Source organism: Dechloromonas sp. CZR5 (genome assembly GCF_008711155.1).
GTDB lineage: Bacteria > Pseudomonadota > Gammaproteobacteria > Burkholderiales > Rhodocyclaceae > Azonexus.
The window spans coordinates 116716-130179 of sequence record NZ_VUYQ01000002.1; the positions used below are offsets into that span (position 1 = coordinate 116716).

The 13464-nt window shown below is 64.5% G+C and carries 12 protein-coding genes; 10 read left to right on the forward strand and 2 right to left on the reverse strand.

Features of this window, described 5'->3' with window-relative positions:
• Window positions 1-70: 70 nt before the first annotated feature.
• On the forward strand, window positions 71-1054 hold the full coding sequence (locus tag F1002_RS05600) for an MDR family oxidoreductase (RefSeq protein WP_150428043.1): 984 nt from the start codon (window positions 71-73) through the stop codon (window positions 1052-1054).
• A 42-nt stretch (window positions 1055-1096) separates the two neighbouring features.
• Here the strand turns inward: F1002_RS05600 and F1002_RS05605 are convergent, their stop codons facing one another.
• Window positions 1097-2020, reverse strand: coding sequence for a LysR family transcriptional regulator (locus F1002_RS05605; RefSeq protein ID WP_223879480.1), 924 nt, complete (start codon window positions 2018-2020; stop codon window positions 1097-1099).
• 91 nt (window positions 2021-2111) lie between these two features.
• Between F1002_RS05605 and F1002_RS05610 the strand changes: the two genes are divergently transcribed.
• From F1002_RS05610 to F1002_RS05620, 3 genes are all read left to right on the forward strand, one after another.
• Window positions 2112-3209 carry an L-dopachrome tautomerase-related protein gene (locus tag F1002_RS05610; RefSeq protein ID WP_150428044.1) on the forward strand — a complete coding sequence of 366 codons (1098 nt, stop codon included), beginning with the start codon at window positions 2112-2114 and terminating at the stop codon, window positions 3207-3209.
• Between the two features lie 16 nt (window positions 3210-3225).
• Window positions 3226-3321, forward strand: a complete 96-nt coding sequence (locus tag F1002_RS05615) for a VOC family protein (protein WP_223879481.1) — start codon at window positions 3226-3228, stop codon at window positions 3319-3321.
• Between the two features lie 190 nt (window positions 3322-3511).
• Entirely contained in the window at window positions 3512-4387 is an 876-nt protein-coding gene (locus F1002_RS05620; protein WP_150428045.1) for a hypothetical protein, read from the forward strand.
• 28 nt (window positions 4388-4415) lie between these two features.
• Here the strand turns inward: F1002_RS05620 and F1002_RS05625 are convergent, their stop codons facing one another.
• Window positions 4416-4898, reverse strand: coding sequence for an Lrp/AsnC family transcriptional regulator (locus tag F1002_RS05625; protein WP_150428046.1), 483 nt, complete (start codon window positions 4896-4898; stop codon window positions 4416-4418).
• A gap of 215 nt (window positions 4899-5113) precedes the next feature.
• Here F1002_RS05625 and F1002_RS05630 point away from each other — a divergent pair, with 215 nt between their 5' ends.
• The 6 genes from F1002_RS05630 (at window position 5114) to F1002_RS05655 (ending at window position 13413) form a co-directional block, all read left to right on the forward strand.
• Window positions 5114-5569, forward strand: a complete 456-nt coding sequence (locus tag F1002_RS05630; protein ID WP_150428047.1) for a hypothetical protein — start codon at window positions 5114-5116, stop codon at window positions 5567-5569.
• Between the two features lie 188 nt (window positions 5570-5757).
• Complete coding sequence (gene aceE / locus F1002_RS05635) at window positions 5758-8457, forward strand: pyruvate dehydrogenase (acetyl-transferring), homodimeric type (protein WP_150428048.1); 2700 nt, start codon at window positions 5758-5760, stop codon at window positions 8455-8457.
• Between the two features lie 3 nt (window positions 8458-8460).
• A complete protein-coding gene (gene aceF, locus F1002_RS05640; RefSeq protein WP_150428049.1) occupies window positions 8461-9771 on the forward strand; it encodes a dihydrolipoyllysine-residue acetyltransferase in 1311 nt (436 codons plus the stop codon).
• Between the two features lie 10 nt (window positions 9772-9781).
• On the forward strand, window positions 9782-11548 hold the full coding sequence (lpdA, locus tag F1002_RS05645) for a dihydrolipoyl dehydrogenase (RefSeq protein WP_150428050.1): 1767 nt from the start codon (window positions 9782-9784) through the stop codon (window positions 11546-11548).
• 253 nt (window positions 11549-11801) lie between these two features.
• A complete protein-coding gene (locus tag F1002_RS05650; RefSeq protein WP_150428051.1) occupies window positions 11802-12758 on the forward strand; it encodes a D-2-hydroxyacid dehydrogenase in 957 nt (318 codons plus the stop codon).
• A gap of 166 nt (window positions 12759-12924) precedes the next feature.
• On the forward strand, window positions 12925-13413 hold the full coding sequence (locus F1002_RS05655; protein ID WP_150428052.1) for a thioesterase family protein: 489 nt from the start codon (window positions 12925-12927) through the stop codon (window positions 13411-13413).
• Window positions 13414-13464 lie beyond the last annotated feature (51 nt).

The following is a 13464-nucleotide window of genomic DNA, read 5'->3' on the forward strand; positions in this document are numbered from 1 at the left end:
GCCAGCGTCACCGGCCGGCAAACACTCTTCGCCCCATCACCCGGGCAGCCCAATTGGAAAGGATTTCCGCATGTTCAAAGGCATTTTGATCGAGAAGGACGAGGCCGGCTATCGCGCCGCCATCAAGAGCATCGACGAAGCAGACCTGCCGGATGGCGAGGTCACCGTCCGTGTCAGCCATTCGACGCTCAACTACAAGGACGGGCTGGCGATCACCGGCAAAGGCCCCGTGGTGCGGCGTTTCCCGATGGTGCCGGGCATCGATCTCGTGGGCACCGTGGAATCGAGCGTACATCCGGAATTCGCGGTCGGCGACCCGGTCCTCCTGAATGGTTGGGGCGTTGGCGAAGGCCATTGGGGCGGGCTTGCCCAGAAGGCCCGTCTCAAGGGCGACTGGCTTGTCCCGCTGCCCAAGCAGTTTTCGCCGCAGCAGGCGATGGCAATCGGCACCGCCGGCTATACGGCCATGCTCTGCATACTCGCGCTCGAGCGGCATGGCATCACCCCGGCGCACGGTGAAATTCTCGTTTCCGGCGCGGCAGGCGGGGTCGGCAGCGTGGCGACAGCTGTCCTTGCCAAGCTGGGTTATACCGTGGTCGCCGTCAGCGGCCGCAGCGAAGAGCACGATTACATCAAGCGCCTGGGCGCCAGCGAAGTGCTGCAGCGCTCGGAATTTTCCGCACCGGGCAAACCGCTGGCCAAGGAACGCTGGGCGGGCGCGGTCGATGTCGTCGGCAGCCATACGCTGGCCAACATCTGCGCCGGCACGCGCTATCGCGGCGTGGTGACGGCCTGCGGCCTGGCCGGCGGCATGGATTTCCCCGCCACCGTCGCGCCATTCATCCTGCGCGGCGTCACCCTGGCCGGCATTGACAGCGTGATGTGCCCGCGTGCCGACCGCCTCGAAGCCTGGCGCCGCCTCGGCACCGACCTCGATATCGCCAAGCTGGACATGATCAGTTCGGAAATATCTCTGGAAGAGGCGATTCGAGCCGCCACGAAACTGATCAACGGCGAGATTCGCGGCCGCATCATTGTCGACGTCAATCGCTGAAGCGGAACGGACGCCCCCGGTTTCCGGCCCGGCCGGCTAGCGTCAAACGCCGGCCAGCCGGGCGCTGCAGCACGCTGCGAGATAGTCCGCCAGGCGTCGAATCGGCGGCGTGATCCGACCTCGGCTCACCGCCAGCAAGTTCAACGGGGTCGCCTCGCCGGACCACTCGGGCAACAGTTGCCGCAGCCGGCCGCTGATCAGGTCGTCCGCAACGTCGAGCCGGCTCTTGTAGGCGATCCCCTGTCCGGCCAAAGCCCATTGACGCACCGCGGCGCCATCGTCGGCGATACGGTCGCCGCTGACTTCAATCGCATGCTCGCCTTTTGGCCCGAATCGCCAGCGGCTGTAGGGCAGATCGCCGCGCACGAAGCGCAAGCAGTTATGTTGCCGCAAATCGCCCAGGCTCTCCGGCACGCCGTAGCGTGCCAGGTAACTCGGCGCGGCACACAGGATCCGGGTGTTTTCCGGCGCCACCGGCAAGGCCACCATCCCGGAATCTTCCGGCATGCCATAGCGCAAGGCGAAATCGACCGGTTGCTCGAACATGTCCGCCGGGCGGTCGGTCACGCGCAAATCGAGCAGAAAATCGCCCTCCTTGACCGGATAACCTGCCAGAAAATCCTCGATCCAGGCAATCAGGCAGCTACGCGCCAGGTCGCTTGGCATGCTCAAGCGGATCGGGCCGCTCAAGCCATTCGCCGACTCGTCGCCGATTGCGGCCTCGCCCGCGGCAATCGCGCGAACGACTTCGCGGGCATGCGGCAGCAAGCGTTCGCCGGCCTCGGAAAGACGCACGCGCCTTGTCGACCGCTCGAACAGACGCTGCCCTATCCCCGTCTCCAGGCGCTTGATGACGGCGCTCGCCACCACCGGAGACATCCCCAGCCGACGCGCGGCCACCGAAAAGCTCCCGGCTTCGGCCGCAGCAACGAATACCTGCAGATCGTCGAGGCGATTTATTTTCATCAATTCAATTAAAGTAATTTAAAAAAACCGATATTTATCTTCAATTTCACTTAAGTCAATATCCATCCCTCTTACTACCCAGGAATCCATCATGTCCCGCCTTCTGATCAACCGCCTCCCCGGCGCCCTGCTCTCGATGTTCATTTCCCTGGCCACGATGCCTGTCCTGGCGGCAACACCCGCCGTTGGCACGCTCGAAACGGTGGCCGAATTGCCCATTCGTCCCGGTAACGTCACCGCCACCCGCGACGGGCGCGTCTTTGCGACCGTACACCCGCTGGACAAGCCGTCCGGCGTGCAGCTGATGGAAGTCACCGCCCCCGACCGCTACCGTCCGTGGCCGGATAGCCGCTACCAGAGCGATGCCGCCAACCGCTCCGACGAGCGGATCGACACGCCGCTGGGTATCGCCCAGGACAACAAGGGACGCCTGTGGATCATCGACATGGGCCTCAACCTCGGCAAGACCCGCCTTTGGGCCTTCGACATCGCCAGCGGCCGCCTCGAACACAAGATCGCGCTGCCTGCCGATATCGCGCCGAAGGGTGCCTTTGTCCAGGATCTCGCGGTGGACGCCGAACGCGGCTGGGTCTACCTCGCCGACATCGCGCCACCGGCCCTGATCGCCCTCGAAATCGCCAGCGGCAAGGCGCATCGCTTCGCCGGCCATGCGGCCCTGCAGGCCGACCCCAAGGCGATCATGCAGGTGGACGGCACGCCCACGCAGTTCGGCGGCAAGCCGGCCAGCGTCGGGGTCAACCCGATCACCCTCTCCAAGGACGGTCAAACGCTCTACTTCGGCGCCATGAACGGGCTGACGTGGTATGCCGTACCGACGCGCCACCTGCGGGGCGGCGACGACCGCGCAACCGCCTCCGCCATCCGGGTCGTCGGTAAAAAGCCGGTTTCGGACGGGGTGGCCACCGACGATGCCGGCAATCATTTCTTCACCAACCTCAACGACAACGGTATCGACATCCTCGACCGTCAGGGCCAGCTGCGCCCGCTGGTCCGCGATGCCCGCCTGTCGTGGCCGGACAATGCGCAATTCGGCCCGGGCTCCTGGCTCTACATGTCGGTCAACCAGCTGCACCGGACCAGCGCCTTCACCGGCGGCGAAGACACCGGCAAGCCGCCCTACCGCGTCATGCGCGTGTGGACCGGCACCATCGGCAACCAGCGCCAATAATCATCCGGAGAAGGCCATGAAATACCTGCACACCATGGTGCGCGTCACCGACCTGGCGCATTCCCTGGCCTTCTACCGCGATGCCCTCGGGCGGCAGGAAAGCGCAGATTGAACCGACTCACAGCGCTTCTGGGCAAGAAATATCCTATTTCCCAGAACCGCTTGATTGTTGATCAACGATCGTTGGTTCGCTGCCAGCACCGAGCGCTACGTCAGGGCCGTTCGGCCTCTCGGCAAAACACCTCAAGAATCCCGACGGCATGTCGTTATCGACAGCAGGCGCCATGCGAAAGGGAAAGCCCATGAAACTCCAACCACTGCCGTCGGCAGTCTCCTTTCGGGACGACCGGAAGCGGTCCCTTTCCGGAGAGACGGAAAGTGTCACGGCGCGCATTGCCGATTCCCCGTCCGAGCGGGAAGCCAAACGGCTGGCCGACATGCAGGCCGCGCTCAAGCGCCTGCGCGAACTGCCTTCCGCCAGGGAATCGGCGGCAGCCCAACGCCTGAACAAGGCGCAGCAGCTATTGCAGCAAATTCGCGCGCTCAAGCAGGCTATCGCCCTCGCCACGCCGGAGCATGCCGCGGCGCTGGCCGCGCAACTGCGTCAACTGGCCGGGCAGTTGGCCAGCCTGGGCAAGGGAGGCAACAGCGGACTGTCGCTGCCGAACGCGGGGTCCTCTTCAGGAGGGGACAGCCCGCCTGCCGATGCGGCGACAGTCGGCACAGCGGAAAGCGCAAGTGTCGAAACAGCCATAACCGAAACATCGGCGGTCGTTGAGGCAAACACCCCGGCGGCAGGGGCGGCGAATGTCGCCGGACAAACGAACCCGGCCGCCGTTGACGAAGCGCCCCCGGCATTGGCGAAGGCCAACGACAGTCCACGCGCGGCAACAACCGCCCGGCCGGATGACAACGCCCGGGAAGACGGCCGGTCCTCCGACGAGAGCACGATCGAGGAGGCCCTGCGCAGTGTGCTCAAGGAAGCCTGGGCGGAATTGAAAAGCGCAGTCGCATTGCTCAAGGCAAAAATGCAGCGGCTGCCCCCCGCCGACCATGTCCGCGTCGAAGCGCATCTACGCGCCATCGACACGCTCGCCAGCCAGGCCGGCATTGGCACGACCTACGCCCTGTCCTTCAGCGAACCGTCCGCCCCCCGCTTCATCGACGTAAAAGCCTGAGCCCGGAGGCGGGCGCCGCGAACCGGGTTCACCCGATCGGCAGGCTCGTCTTGTATTTGACTTGCTTGAGGGTGACGCTGGAACGGATGTTGGCCACGTGAGGAATGCGCGCCAGGCGGTCGACGATGAAACTCTGCAATGCCTTGAGATCGGCGATCACGACCCGCAGCAGGTAATCCGAATCCCCGGTCATCAGGTAGCACTCCATGACCTCCGGACAGTTGGCGATGGCCTCTTCGAACAGATGCAGGGCCTGCCCCATCTGCTTTTCCAGACTGACCTGAATGAACACCGAAACCATCAGGCCGACCGCCTCGGGATCCAACAGGGTGACATATTCCCGAATGACACCGGCCGCCTCGAGGTCGCGCACGCGACGCAAACAGGGGGCGGGCGACAAATGGCAACGCTCGGCGAGCGCCACATTGGTGATCCGGGCATCCGCCTGCAAATGCTCCAGCAACCGGATATCCGTCTGATCCAGCCCCGCGCGAATTCGTTCATTGCTCATAAATGTCACTTTGCGAATATTTATTGCTCAACGATATCGAAAAAACAAATAACTCGCAACAACCGAACGTCCCCTGCGGAGTAACGTTTCCATACCGGCAAAGCCGCCGACAGACGCACCCAAGGAAACCTATAACCCGATTGAGGATGACAAAATGAAAAAACCAACCCGGTTTATCCCGCTGCTCGCATTCGCCGTGCTGTGCGAAGCCGCGATTGCCAACAATCACACCCACGTCCATACGCCACCTGTCGCGCATCTATCCCTTCATTGAGTTGCCCGACCTGATGGAGGACTACCCGTCCCGTCTCACCGGCGCCTCCCTGGTCTACCTCAATGTCGTTGCGCGCCTTGGCGTACTGGGCGCACCGCTCGATGTCGCCAGCCTGCCGTCTCCCCTCGATACGCTGGCCGACATGACCGTTCGCCTGGTCGACGCGAACGGCAAGGAACTCGACACCGCGAAAGGAACGGCCATCCTCGGCCATCCGATCGATGCGGTGTTGTGGCTGGTCGAGGATCTCCAGCGCGCCGGCATAACGCTGAAAAAAGGCGACCTGCTCAGCCTGGGCTCTTTTTCCAAACCGCTGGCACCCAAAGCGGGGGACAGCGCCAAGGTCATTTACGAAGGCCTTCCGGGCACGCCGTCGGTCAGCGTTCGCTTCCGATAAGCCGTTTTCCCTGCTGCAACATCCCACCCGCCCTCGTGGCGGGCTTTTTTTGAAAACAAAATTGCCTCAATGGAAAACAAACATTCCATTTATTGCCAAACAACGCCAACCAACAGAACAAATGGCAACTTTTGAACGCCATGCATTGGCTATAGTTTCGTTACACCGACCTTCAAAAGGAACGCAACATGGATCAGAACAACACGAATATCGGCGGCCCCGCTGCGGGCGACGGAGAACCGGAAGAGACCCTGGACTGGCAGGCCAGCCTGCAGGAAGTGATCGAACGCACCGGGGTACCGCGCGCCGAGTTTTTGGTGGGCCGGCTTATCGAGTCGGGTCGCCGGGCGGGTGGCCGATTCCACACCCGCCACACCACGCCCTACCGGAACACCATTCCGGTGGAAGCGCAGCCGCCCTACCCGGGCGATCTTGATCTGGAAGCCCGCATCACCGCCATCCACCGCTGGAATGCGCTGGCCATGGTGATGCGGGCCAACCAGGACAATCCCGAACTGGGCGGCCACATCGCCACCTATGCCTCGATTGCCGATCTCTTCGAGGTCGGTTTCAACCACTTCTTCCGCGCCCCAACCGACGAGCATCCGGGCGACCTGGTGTACTTCCAGGCCCATGCCGCGCCCGGCATCTACGCCCGCGCCTTCCTCGAAGGCCGTCTGAGCCAAGAGAATATGAGCCACTTCCGCCGCGAAGTCTCCGGCGGCATCGGCAAGGGGCTTTCCTCCTACCCGCACCCGACGCTGATGCCCGGCTTCTGGCAATTCCCGACCGGCTCAATGGGCCTCGGCCTGCTCTCCGCCATTTACCAGGCGCGCTTCCAGCGTTACCTGCAACATCGCGAAATCATGCCGGCCAACGACCGCAAGGTGTGGGCCTTCGTCGGCGATGGCGAGATGGATGAGCCGGAATCGCTGGCCGGCATTTCGCTGGCCGCCCGCGAGCAGCTCGACAACATGGTGCTCGTGGTGAACTGCAACCTGCAGCGTCTCGACGGCCCGGTGCGCGGCAACGGCAACATCGTGCAGGAACTGGAAACCCTGTTCGCCGGGGCTGGCTGGAATGTCGTCAAGTGCATGTGGGGCAGCAACTGGGACGTGCTCTTCGCCCGCGACCGTGAGGGCTGGATTCTCAAGCGCATGGCCGAGGCCGTGGACGGCGAATTTCAGAAGCTGTCGGCCACCGACGGCCACTACAACCGCCAGCACTTCTTCTCGCGCTACCCGGAACTGGCGACGCTGGTCGGCAACATGTCGGACAAGGAAATCGACGCCCTGATCCGCGGCGGTCACGACCCGATCAAGATCTACGCCGCCTACGCCGCGGCGATGAACCATCGCGGCCAGCCGACGGTGATCCTGGCGCAGACGACCAAGGGTTACGGCATGGGCGCTTCCGGCCAGGGCGCCAACACCTCGCACCAGACCAAAAAGTTGGCGCACGACGACCTGCGCCACTTCCGCGAGCGTTTCGGCCTGCCGCTCTCCGACGACGATCTCGACAACGCCCGCCTCTACCACCCCGGCGAGAACAGCCCGGAAGTGCGTTACCTGCAACAGCGCCGCAGCGCCCTCGGCGGCTACCTGCCACAGCGCCGGCAGCAGGCAACGCCGCTCGCCCCGGCGACGCCCGATCTGTACACCGCCTTCCACGCCGATTCCGGCGAGCGGACGATTTCGACAACCATGAGCTTCGTTCGCCTGCTCACCAAGCTGATGCGCGACAGCACGCTCGGCGCCCGCGTCGTGCCCATCGTCGCCGATGAAGCGCGCACCTTCGGCATGCAGGACATGTTCCGCCAGTTCGGCATCTACTCGCCCTGGGGCCAGCGTTACACGCCGCAGGATTCCGACCAGCTGGCCTTCTACCGCGAAGACATCAAGGGCCAGATTCTGGAGGAAGGCATTTCCGAAGCCGGCTCGATGGGTTCGTGGATTGCCGCCGGCACCGCCTGGTCGCACAGCAACCAGCCGATGCTGCCGTGCTACATCTTCTACTCGATGTTCGGCTTTCAGCGCATCGCCGACCTGGTGTGGAACGCCGCCGACAGTCAGGCGCGCGGCTTCCTGCTCGGCGCGACGGCCGGCCGCACGACGCTCTCCGGCGAAGGCTTGCAGCACGAAGACGGACAGAGCCAGATTTATGCCGCGACCATTCCGACCTGCCGCGCCTACGACCCGGCCTTCTCCTACGAAATGGCGGTGATCGCCGAGGATGGCGTGCGCCGGATGATGAGCGACAACGAGCACTGTTTCTATTACGTCACGCTCTACAACGAGAACTACGTCCATCCCTCGATGCCGGCCGGCGCCGAAGAAGGCATCCGCCGCGGCATTTACCTGCTGCGCCCCGCGCCGCAGGGCGACAAGCCGCGTGTCCAGCTGATCGGCAGCGGCAGCGCGCTGCGCCTGGTGCTGGCCGCCGCCGACCTGCTCGAACGCCGCTTCGACCTCGCCGTCGACGTGTGGAGCGCGACCAGCTTCGGCGAATTGCGCAAGGATGGCATCGCCTGCGACCGCTGGAACCTGCTGCACCCGGCCGAAACGCCGCGCACGCCCTACGTGACCGAGCAGCTGGCCAGCCGCGAGGGGCCGGTGATCGGCGTCAGCGATTTCATGCGCGCCTACCCGGACCTCATCCGCAACTGGGTGCCGCAGCGCTACACCGTGCTGGGCACCGACGGCTTCGGGCGTTCCGACACCCGCGTCGCGCTGCGCGATTTCTTCGAGATCGACGAACGCTACATTGCGCTCGCCGCGCTGAAGAGCCTGGCCGACGAGGGAACCCTGCCGCGCAGCCTGGTGGTCGAGGCGATGGCGCAATTCGGGATCGATGCCGACAAGCCGACGCCGCTCGGCCACGGGGAGTAAGCCATGACCCAGATAATTGAACTGCGCGTGCCGGACATCGGCGACTACAAGGACGTGCCGGTGATCGAGGTGCTCGTCGCCGTCGGCGACACGATTGCCGCCGAAACGGCGCTGGTGACGCTGGAGTCGGACAAGGCGACGATGGATGTGCCGTCGTCCGCCGCCGGCCGCATCACCGAAATCCTCGTCAAAACCGGCGACCGGGTCGGCGAAGGCAGCCTGATCGCCCGCCTGGAAGTCGCCGGAGCCGCCACCGAAACCGAGCCGCAAACGCCTGCGGTCGACCGGGAAAGCGAAGCCAAAGCTGAAACGCCGACCAGTCCGAGCGCCCCGCCCCCCGCGCCAAGCGCCGCGCCGGCGAATGGCTCTGCACCCGCTCCGAACCTGGCCCCGAGCGGGCCGGCCAACGGCCCTTGCGGCCCGTCGGTCCGCCGCCTGGCCCGCCAGCTCGGCGTCAATCTGGCGCAAGTGGTCGGCAGCGGCGCCAAGGGACGCATCCGGCAGGAGGACGTCATTGCCTACGTCAAGCGGACGATGCAAGCCGCCTCGACCGAAACGCGCCCGGCCGCCGCCGGTGGCGGGCTTGATCTGCTGCCCTGGCCGAAGATCGATTTCGAAAAGTTCGGCCCCATCGAGCGCCGCCCGAGATCGCGCATCCAGAAAATTTCGGCCACCAACCTGCACCGCAACTGGGTGATGATGCCGCACGTCACCAATTTCGACGAAGCCGACATCACCGACCTCGAAGCCTTCCGGCAAAAAATCAATGGCGAACTCGGCAAGGACGCCGCCAAGGTGACGATGCTCGCCTTCCTGATCAAGGCGGCAGTGCATACGCTGCAAACTTGGCCGACCTTCAACTGCTCGCTCGAAGGCGACGAGATCGTCGAAAAGCGTTACTGGCATATCGGCTTCGCCGCCGACACGCCGAACGGCCTGGTCGTGCCGGTGATCCGCGATGCCGACCGGAAGAGCGTGCTGCAAATCGCCGCCGAAAGTTCGGAACTGGCCCGCCTTGCCCGCGAAGGCAAGCTCAAGCCGGAACAGATGCAGGGCGGCTGCTTTACCGTGTCGAGTCTGGGCGGTATCGGCGGCACCGGCTTCACGCCGATCATCAACGCACCGGAAGTCGCCATCCTCGGCGTCACCCGCTCGACCATGAAGCCGGTGTGGGACGGCCAGCAATTCGTGCCACGCCTGACCCTGCCGCTCTGCCTGTCGTGGGACCACCGCGCGGTGGACGGCGCCGCCGCGGCGCGCTTTCTTGTGCATTTGAGCAAGCTGCTGGCGGATTTCCGCCGCGTCATGTTGTAAGGACCGCGCGATGAGCCAGATTTTCGAAGTGAAGGTCCCCGACATCGGCGATTTCTCCGACGTTCCGGTGATCGACCTGTTCGTCAAGGTCGGCGACAGCGTCAAGGTCGACGACGCCATCTGCACCCTGGAATCCGACAAGGCCACGATGGATGTCCCCTCGCCGGTCGAAGGCACGGTCAAGGAAGTGCTGGTCCAGCTCGGCTCCAAGGTCAGCGAAGGTGTCCTGCTGATCAAGGTCGAAGCTGGCGCAGGGGCTGCTGCGGCGGCACCTGCTCCGGCCGCAGCGCCGGCGGCTGCCCCGGTAGCCGCCCCGGCCGCTTCCAGTCACGGCGGCTCGGCCGACATGGAATGCGACATGCTCGTCCTCGGGGCCGGCCCCGGCGGCTATTCCGCCGCCTTCCGCGCCGCCGACCTCGGCCTGAAGACGGTCATCGTCGAGCGCTACGCCACCCTGGGCGGTGTCTGCCTGAACGTCGGTTGCATCCCGTCCAAGGCCCTGCTGCACGTTGCTGCAGTGATGGAAGAGGCCCAGCACGCGGCCGACCTCGGCGTCACCTTCGCCGCCCCGACGGTCGATATCGACAAGCTGCGCGCCCACAAGGACAAGGTCGTCGGCAAGCTGACCGGCGGCCTGGCCGGCATGGCCAAGGGCCGCAAGGTCGACATCGTGCGCGGCTATGGTGCCTTCCTCGATCCGAACCACATCGAGGTCGAAGTCACCGACGGCACGTCGCAAGACAAGACCGGTGCCAAGAAGGTCATCAAGTTCAAGCAGTGCATCATCGCCGCCGGTTCGGCGGCCGTGCATCTGCCCTTCATCCCGCGCGACCCGCGCATCGTCGATTCGACTGGCGCGCTGGAACTGCGCTTCGTGCCGAAGAAGATGCTGGTCATCGGCGGCGGCATCATCGGCCTGGAAATGGCCACTGTCTATTCCACCCTCGGCGCCCGCGTCGATGTCGTGGAGATGATGGACGGCCTGATGCAGGGTCCGGATCGCGATGCCGTCAAGGTCTGGGAGAAGCAGAATGCCAGCCGTTTCGACAAGATCATGCTGAAGACCAAGACGGTCGCTGTCGATGCCAGGGAAGATGGCCTGTACGTCACTTTTGAAGGCGAAGGCGTGTCGCCGGAACCGGTCAAGTACGACATGATCCTGCAAGCCGCCGGCCGGGCGCCGAATGGCAAGAAGATCGCCGCCGAGAAGGCCGGCGTCGTCGTCACCGACCGCGGTTTCATCCCGGTCGATGCGCAGATGCGGACCAACGTGCCGCATATCTTCGCCATTGGCGATGTCGTCGGTCAGCCGATGTTGGCCCACAAGGCGGTGCATGAGGCGCACGTCGCGGCGGAAGTCGCGGCCGGCCACAAGGCGGCTTTCGATGCGCAGGTGATTCCGGGCGTGGCCTATACCCATCCGGAAGTGGCATGGGTCGGCTATACCGAGGAGCAGGCGAAGAAGGAAGGGCGCAAGGTCGAGACGGCCAAGTTCCCGTGGGCGGCTTCCGGCCGCGCCATCGCCAACGGTGCCGACTACGGCTTCACCAAGCTGATCTTCGATGCCGAGACGCATCGCGTCATCGGCGGCGCCATCGTCGGCCCGTCGGCCGGCGACATGATCGGCGAGGTTTGCCTGGCCATCGAGATGGGCTGCGATGCCGTCGATATCGGCAAGACCATTCACCCACACCCAACTCTGGGCGAAACCGTCGGCATGGCTGCCGAAGTCGCCCACGGTTCTTGCACGGATGTCCCGCCCCCGCGCAAGAAGTAAGGATCTCAGAGCCTCTGCGTTACGCTAAGCAATTAGCGTTCGGTTTGGGCGACGGCTAACGCCGTCGCCCCCTTTTTGCCATCGAACGACCTGCCCACCGGGCCCGGACATGCCAATTCCCCCGCCTTCGACTTCTGCGGGAAAAGCCAAAACCCTGCTCTTTCACCCCGTTTCAAGCAGGCGCTCCCAGGCGCCTTGTCCGCGCTGTCATCACCACCCCGTACACGGCGCATAACGCCCGGAAAGCCACCTCATGCACCACATCGTTTATCTCGAGCGCAGCACGATCATCGCCGACATGCGCCGGCCGAACTTCCCCCACCGCTGGTCGGAACACGCCATGAGCAATCCAGAGGACATGCTCGACCGCCTGGGCGATTGCACGATCGCAATCGTCAACAAGTTGCCACTGACGCGCACGGTGATCTCCGCCCTGCCCAGGCTGCAGATGGTCGCCGTACCCGCCACGGGCACCAACCACATCGACCTGGAGGCCTGCCGCGAGCGCGGCATCGTCGTCTCCAATGTGCGCGATTACGCCGGCAGCGCCATTGCCGAACATGTGTTCATGATGATGTTCGCCCTGTCGCGCAACTTGCTCGCCTATCGCCAGACGCTCTCCGAAGGGGGATGGCAGCGCTCCGACCAGTTCTGCCTGTTCGCTCATCCGATCAGCGACCTGGACGGCGCGACGCTCGGCATCGTCGGCCAGGGAAGCCTCGGACGCAGCGTCGCCAAGCTGGCCACGGCCTTCGGCATGCGCGTGCTGTTCGCCGAACGCAAGGGAGCCAGCACCGTTCGTCCTGGCTACACGGCGTTTGACAGCGTGCTGCGCGAAGCCGATGTCGTCACGCTGCACTGCCCACTGAACGACGAAACGCGCGGCCTGATCGGCGAAGCGGAACTCCGTGCCATGCGCCGCTCGGCCCTGCTGATCAACACCGCGCGCGGCGGCCTGGTCGACGAGACGGCCCTGATCCGGGCGCTGGACGAACAGTGGATCGCCGGTGCCGGCTTCGATGTCGTCACCGTCGAGCCGCCGCCGACGGGCCACCCCATGCTCGCCCCCGCTCTCCTCGGCCGACCGGATTTCCTGCTGACACCGCATATCGCCTTTGCCAGCCGCGGTTCGATGCAACGTCTGGCCGATCAACTGATCGACAACATCGAAGCCTTCTTTGCCGGAGAGCCGCGCAACCGGGTTGCCTGACCTGCCGGGTGGGCGGCGACCAATCAGTCGTCGCCTTTTTTCGTTCCGGATCGGACGGCATAAAGCTCCTGACGACGTGTTTGAACGGCGAAATCGCCCCGTTCCCATACTGGTCCGTATGGCCTAGAATCACGCAACCCGTCACCAGAAGCAAACGCCAAACACCATGCCCCAGACCGTGCCACCCCGCCGCTCCGCCAAGGAACAAATCCGCCTCGAAGCCATGCTACGCGACGTGTTCGAACACAAGCTGCGCTTCAACGAAGTGCTCGGGCTGAAGGTCGAATCTTTTGCCCCGGAGGCGGCCCGCCTGAGCTTCGCCATGCGTCCTGAACTGATCGGCCACTACCTGCATGGCCGCCTGCACGGCGGGGTGATCGCCGCCGCGCTCGACACGGTGGGCGGTTTTGCGGTCACCGTCGGTATCGCGGAAAAATTCTGCAACGAGAACGCGGAGCAGGTCGGCCACCGCTTCGGACGTATCGGCACCATCGACCTGCGCACTGATTTCCTGCACCAAGGCATCGGCAAGACATTCACGGCAACCGGCCGGGTTACCCGACTGGGCGGCCGCATCGCCTCGGTCCAGATGTCGCTGGAAAACGAGGGTGGCTTGCTGATCGCAACCGGCAGCGGCGCCTACGTCGTCAGCTGAGTACGACGACAGGGCAGCGGGCCGGCCCGGCAAAAAAAACGCGCTCGAACC

Excerpts from the sequence above, each read along its gene's own strand:
- F1002_RS05655 (WP_150428052.1), top strand. The coding sequence starts at position 12,925 with ATGCCCCAGACCGTGCCACCCCGCCGCTCCGCCAAGGAACAAATCCGC.
- aceE (WP_150428048.1), top strand. The coding sequence starts at position 5,758 with ATGGATCAGAACAACACGAATATCGGCGGCCCCGCTGCGGGCGACGGA.
- F1002_RS05605 (WP_223879480.1), bottom strand. The coding sequence starts at position 2,020 with ATGAAAATAAATCGCCTCGACGATCTGCAGGTATTCGTTGCTGCGGCC.
- aceF (WP_150428049.1), top strand. The coding sequence starts at position 8,461 with ATGACCCAGATAATTGAACTGCGCGTGCCGGACATCGGCGACTACAAG.
- F1002_RS05600 (WP_150428043.1), top strand. The coding sequence starts at position 71 with ATGTTCAAAGGCATTTTGATCGAGAAGGACGAGGCCGGCTATCGCGCC.
- F1002_RS05615 (WP_223879481.1), top strand. The coding sequence starts at position 3,226 with ATGAAATACCTGCACACCATGGTGCGCGTCACCGACCTGGCGCATTCC.
- F1002_RS05620 (WP_150428045.1), top strand. The coding sequence starts at position 3,512 with ATGAAACTCCAACCACTGCCGTCGGCAGTCTCCTTTCGGGACGACCGG.
- F1002_RS05610 (WP_150428044.1), top strand. The coding sequence starts at position 2,112 with ATGTCCCGCCTTCTGATCAACCGCCTCCCCGGCGCCCTGCTCTCGATG.
- F1002_RS05650 (WP_150428051.1), top strand. The coding sequence starts at position 11,802 with ATGCACCACATCGTTTATCTCGAGCGCAGCACGATCATCGCCGACATG.
- lpdA (WP_150428050.1), top strand. The coding sequence starts at position 9,782 with ATGAGCCAGATTTTCGAAGTGAAGGTCCCCGACATCGGCGATTTCTCC.
- F1002_RS05625 (WP_150428046.1), bottom strand. The coding sequence starts at position 4,898 with ATGAGCAATGAACGAATTCGCGCGGGGCTGGATCAGACGGATATCCGG.